This window comes from Elusimicrobiota bacterium (assembly GCA_026388095.1).
GTDB lineage: Bacteria > Elusimicrobiota > Elusimicrobia > UBA1565 > UBA9628 > UBA9628.
In genome coordinates, this window is record JAPLKL010000039.1 from 60158 (window position 1) to 64849 (window position 4692).

Here is a 4692-nt window from a genome sequence, read left to right on the forward strand (position 1 = left end):
AACTCCGCGCCGCAGGCGCGGAGTCCAGCGGGCCCCCTCGCAGGGGGCCCGCTGTTCCGTTGGGGTGGCCTTATATCACGACTTTGATCCGGACGAAAAATGGCACCCCATGGGGTGACTGAGTGGGCGCGAAGTGGGCGCCCACTTCCCCCAAGTGGGCGCCCACTTGGGCTGCCCACTTTTTTGCCGTACAGTCGATTACATCGTATTTTGCTGGATTTTTTTACAGTACAGTCGACCGTACAGTCACCGTACAGTCAACCGTACAGTACAGTCGACCGTACAGTCGCCGTACAGTCAAACCGTACAGTAGACCGTACAGTCGTGGCGCTACAGGGACGCGGCTAAGGCCGCCCCTTTGGCTGTGAGACGGTACTGTTGGAGGCGGCTGTTGGGCTTGTCCGGGATGGTCGGTTCGATGAGGCTGGCCGCCAAGGCAGGGCGCAGGAATCGCTCGTGCAGGTCGCTGCGGCTCTTGAGACCGAGGCGCTTGATGATCTCGGCTGTTCCCAAAGCGCCGGCCTTCCCCAACAGGCGGACAAGGGCCAGCACCTGCGGATCGACCGACGGCCTCGGAGTCGCTGGCGGAGCGGTCGGGGGAGAGGCCGGTGGAGCGGTCTGCCCTTCGTCTTCATCCCCAACAGGGGCGGGCACGGGCGCCTTTGCGCGGCGCAGGATGGCCATGAAGCCGCGGTCTTCGAGCTTGAACTCCGGCTCCGGCAGGCCGGCCTTGCGGCAAAGCTCTATCATGTCGCAGGTGCCGGTGCCCTTGGCCGCCCTGTAGGTGGTCAGGTAGAGCGCTTCGGCCAGCAAGGGATTGGCCGGCAGGGAGCTATGGGCCTGGCGCAGGTGGGCCAAAGTCAGGGAAGGGGGCAGTTCGCCCACGTTCCAGACCTCAAGCCGGTCGGAAAAAAGCGTCACCAGCACGCTGGCGCTGACCGCGTAATTTCGATGCGCCACCGCGTTGCCGATGGCCTCGCGCACCGCTTCCAGAGGGAGCTCGTACGGCGCCGGGCCGCTGATCCTGGACAGGACGAAATACATCGCCTGGTCCATGGATTCGAATACCGTTCCCTCGCAGACCTGCTGGGAGGCGATGGGCTTCTCCGCGACCGTCCCTTCGAACTGCGTGCACCTGATCCCGGATGAGCTGAGGAAGCGCTGAGGCTCGTGGCCGAACAGGAGCACTGCCGCATGGGAAGGCCGGCCTTGCGGGGCCAAGCCCAGTCGATCGAGCACGGCCTGCGGGGCCGCGTCCTCAGCCAGGGGGAAGCCGCGTCCCCGCGCCACGCTCACGAAACGCCGGATATTATCGGACGAAAGATCCGCGAGGGTGGCGCCTTCGCATGGCGCGGCGTCGAAAGACTCAATCATTCGATTCGTCTCCAGGTCAGGTGACCTGCCGGAAATTATAATACAAAGGACCCGCCTGGCTGGGACTCAGAATTGAGACAGCCAGTCCGTGACCATCAGAGTCAAGAAGCCAAAAGCGGCGAAGCAGCAGCCTACGAAGATCGTGAAATGGTCGTCTCTCAGCGCGGCGAGACCGCCCAAGAGCAGGGCCAGCAGGATGGGCGAGCCGAACCTGCGCAGGAATCGAGACATGCGCTCCATATCCTCCGGGCTGTTGTCCTGCCAGAGCGTGAACATGCCCAACGGAAGAAAGCACATGGAGATCGAAGACAGCCAGCCCCAAACATCGAGCACGGGGGAGCCGCTTTTCACCACCGCAAGGACGATGGCGCTCACCGCCGCCACGAGCCAGCACCACAAAAGCCATCTCTGAAGGCCATAGAAGGGCCGGCTCTCCCGGTGCCGCGCTCTCAGGACGCGGAGCCATTCCTCCATCTCCGGGTCGGGCTCCCACGGCTTGCCGGCCTCGGGAGCAGGGCCGGCTTCAGCGCGGACCTGGTGCCCGTTCTCCTTGAAGTATTCGTAGGCGTCCCGGACGCGCAGGAAAGCGAGCGCGGTCTCGGCGCGTCTTGACGGATCCTGGAAGTGGTCCGGGTGGAGCTGGTGGCAGAGAGCCCGGTAAGCGGTCCGGATCTGGTCCGGCGTCGCGGCCTCGTCGAGGCCGAGGATGAACAACGCCTCGCAGCGGTCCAGCCGGCTTCCGGGTGCTTGAGGCATGAAAATCCCGCGGATGGCGGGCGGCCTATCTCCTCGTCCGCAGCGGGCCGGGGGGGCCGCGGAACGCCGCGCGCAAGGCCTCCCCGTACCACGCCCGATAGACGAAGAACACGAGTTGGGCGGCCGAGAACAATTCTCCGGGCATCGCGGCGACGTACTCGGTGGCCATGCTGTCGGCTTGGGCCGGTGAGGAATTCACGGCCAGGAATATCCTGAGCGGGCCCAAAAAGACCCGGATGATGATCGCGGTGAGATAGACAAGATTCTCCAGGGTGGCGATCTTTTCGGCGTATGCGGACCCGGCCCAATAGGCCGCGCCGATGGCGGTTTCCATGGCGTAGAACGCCAGCAGGGCCAGTGGCGAATGCCCGACCACGGGTCCGGCCCGGAACCCCGGCCAGAACAGCCACTCCACCAGGAACCAAAGCGGGGCGAGAAGGTAGAAGACCTTGATCGCCTTGGGGCCTGGCGCGGGCAGGTCCTGCGTCGCCGTCGGTATTTCGAATTCGCTCAACTCGTTTCTCGCCCCTTGCGGTCGCGGGCTCCCTCGATCGGTATCTTACAATACGCGGAGCCAAGAATGCCGCGATGCGTCAGGGAACTTTCCGCCGCCTGCCTCGTATGTAGAGTGGGGGTGCTCTCATGGAACCGATCCGGATAAGGCCGGGCGGGCAGGGCAGGCTCAAGGTGCTCTTCCCATACTCGCCCGAACGCGTGGACAAGATCAGGACCGTTGCCGACAGGTGGTGGCACGAGGAGGAGAAGTTCTGGACCGTCCCCTATGACGGCCAAGCTGTGGCCCGGCTCATCAAGCTCTTCGCCGGAGAGCAGGTCCTGGTGGCTCCGGGGCTCAGGCCGGCCCCGGCCCTTGGGCCGAGCTTCGAGACGGCCCCGTTCCTGGAGAGGCTGCGCGCCGCGATGCGCACCCGACATCTAAGCCGGGGGACCGAGAGATCCTATGTGGGCTGGGCCAAGCGCTTCCTGCGCCGCCAGGCCGGCGCGCGGCCCGAGGACCTGGGAGAGGCCGAGATAGGCCGATTCCTGTCTGATTTGGCCACAGCCGGGGTGAGCGCCTCGACTCAAAACCAGGCCTTGAACGCCCTCTTGTTCCTCTTCCGGCAGGTCCTGGACAAGAAGATCGGCATGCTCAACGGGGTGGTGCGCGCCAAGCGGCCCCGCACCCTGCCCGTGGTGCCTACCCGCGAGGAGGTGCGGGCGGTGCTGAACTGCATGGACGGGGTCCCGCGGCTCATGGCCATGCTGCTCTATGGCGCGGGGCTGCGAGTTTCGGAGTGCTGCAGCCTGAGGGTCAAGGACCTGGACTTCGGCCAGAATCGGATATGGGTCTGGGGCGGAAAGGGCGGCAAGGACCGGTGGACCATACTCCCGTCCGCGGCGCAGGAGCCTTTGCAAAAGCAGCTGGAAAAAGTCCGGCGACAGCACGACGCGGACCTGCTGGAGGGCTTGGGCCGCGTGACGTTGCCCGATGCCATGGACCGGCAATGCGCCGGCACGGCCAAGGACTGGGGCTGGCAATGGGTCTTCCCGGGCAAAAGCCATGACGAGGACAGCCGGACCAGCGAGCGGCGGCGCAATCATCTTCATGAGACCGTGCTCCAGAGGGCTTTTAAGGAGGCGCGAGTAAGGTCGGGCATCAGCAAGCCGGCAACCTGTCATTCGCTGCGCCACAGCTTCGCCACGCACATGATTGAGGACGGGTACGACATCCGGACCGTACAGGAACTGCTAGGGCATTGGGAACTGGAGACCACGATGATCTACACGCATGTGCCTCAGCGGGGCGGCCAGGCGGTAGTGAGCCCTGCGGACCGGATGGCGCTGGGTTGGAGAGAGGGCTCGCCGTGATACCTTGCGTGGCCCGCAAGATATCACAGAAACTGGAGCTTCTTTTCCGTTGCTAAAGGTAGACGGCAGAGATACAATCTCCATTGACGGCCGTTTCGACGGCCGTGCTACCTAGTCAGGTGACTCTATAGTTAGACCGATTTAGATGAAAGACAACGAAAAGAATATCAGCCGCATCTGGCAGGCAATCGCCATTGTGGCTTTCCTCCTCACGGCTAGGTGGGTCTACCGATTTTCCATTGATTTTGGGTTTGCAATTGCGCTTTGGCTGTTCCCAGGCCCGCGAGTGGGAAAGAGCTTCATTTACGTAATGGTGATCTCAGCGGCATCAATTAACAGTGCATACGCCTTCCTTTGTCATTGGCTATGGCAACAGTTGAAGCACAAAATTTCAACGACCCAAACGGCACCAAATTCAACTGCAAAATAGGAAACAGCGACATCACATGAAAAGAGTACGGTCTAACATCGGGTATTGCGGCCGCGCGCAAGCGCGGAACGCCGACGTGGGGGTAGCCTTTGCGGCCCGCGCATAGCGCGCGCCGCAAACCCCGGCGTTAGGCAGTATTAGACGACAACGACATGAAGAAAGGACGAGTTCAGCAACACCTGAAAAGGGAGAAGTTAATCCACTCGTTGCCGCATCAGTTGGCCGAATTCGCTGAATTGGTCGAACGCGGGAAGGGAGATTACGCA

5 protein-coding genes are annotated in these 4692 nt (G+C 62.9%); 2 read left to right on the forward strand and 3 right to left on the reverse strand.

All coding sequences use genetic code 11. The features are described from left to right. Positions 1-330: 330 nt before the first annotated feature. From NTY77_08740 to NTY77_08750, 3 genes are all read right to left on the reverse strand, one after another. On the reverse strand, positions 331-1374 hold the full coding sequence (locus NTY77_08740) for a hypothetical protein (protein ID MCX5795564.1): 1044 nt from the start codon (positions 1372-1374) through the stop codon (positions 331-333). Between the two features lie 66 nt (positions 1375-1440). Further along, positions 1441-2130: a J domain-containing protein gene (locus tag NTY77_08745; GenBank protein ID MCX5795565.1), complete on the reverse strand. Its 690-nt coding sequence runs from the start codon at positions 2128-2130 to the stop codon at positions 1441-1443. 25 nt (positions 2131-2155) lie between these two features. After that, positions 2156-2644 carry a hypothetical protein gene (locus NTY77_08750; protein MCX5795566.1) on the reverse strand — a complete coding sequence of 163 codons (489 nt, stop codon included), beginning with the start codon at positions 2642-2644 and terminating at the stop codon, positions 2156-2158. Positions 2645-2967: 323 nt separating this feature from the next. On the opposite strand from NTY77_08750, the gene NTY77_08755 reads away from it, so the two are divergent. After that, positions 2968-3996, forward strand: a complete 1029-nt coding sequence (locus tag NTY77_08755; protein ID MCX5795567.1) for an integron integrase — start codon at positions 2968-2970, stop codon at positions 3994-3996. A gap of 145 nt (positions 3997-4141) precedes the next feature. Further along, positions 4142-4426 (forward strand): hypothetical protein, encoded by a 285-nt coding sequence (locus NTY77_08760; GenBank protein MCX5795568.1) that lies wholly within the window; start codon positions 4142-4144, stop codon positions 4424-4426. The last annotated feature ends 266 nt before the right edge of the window (positions 4427-4692 follow it).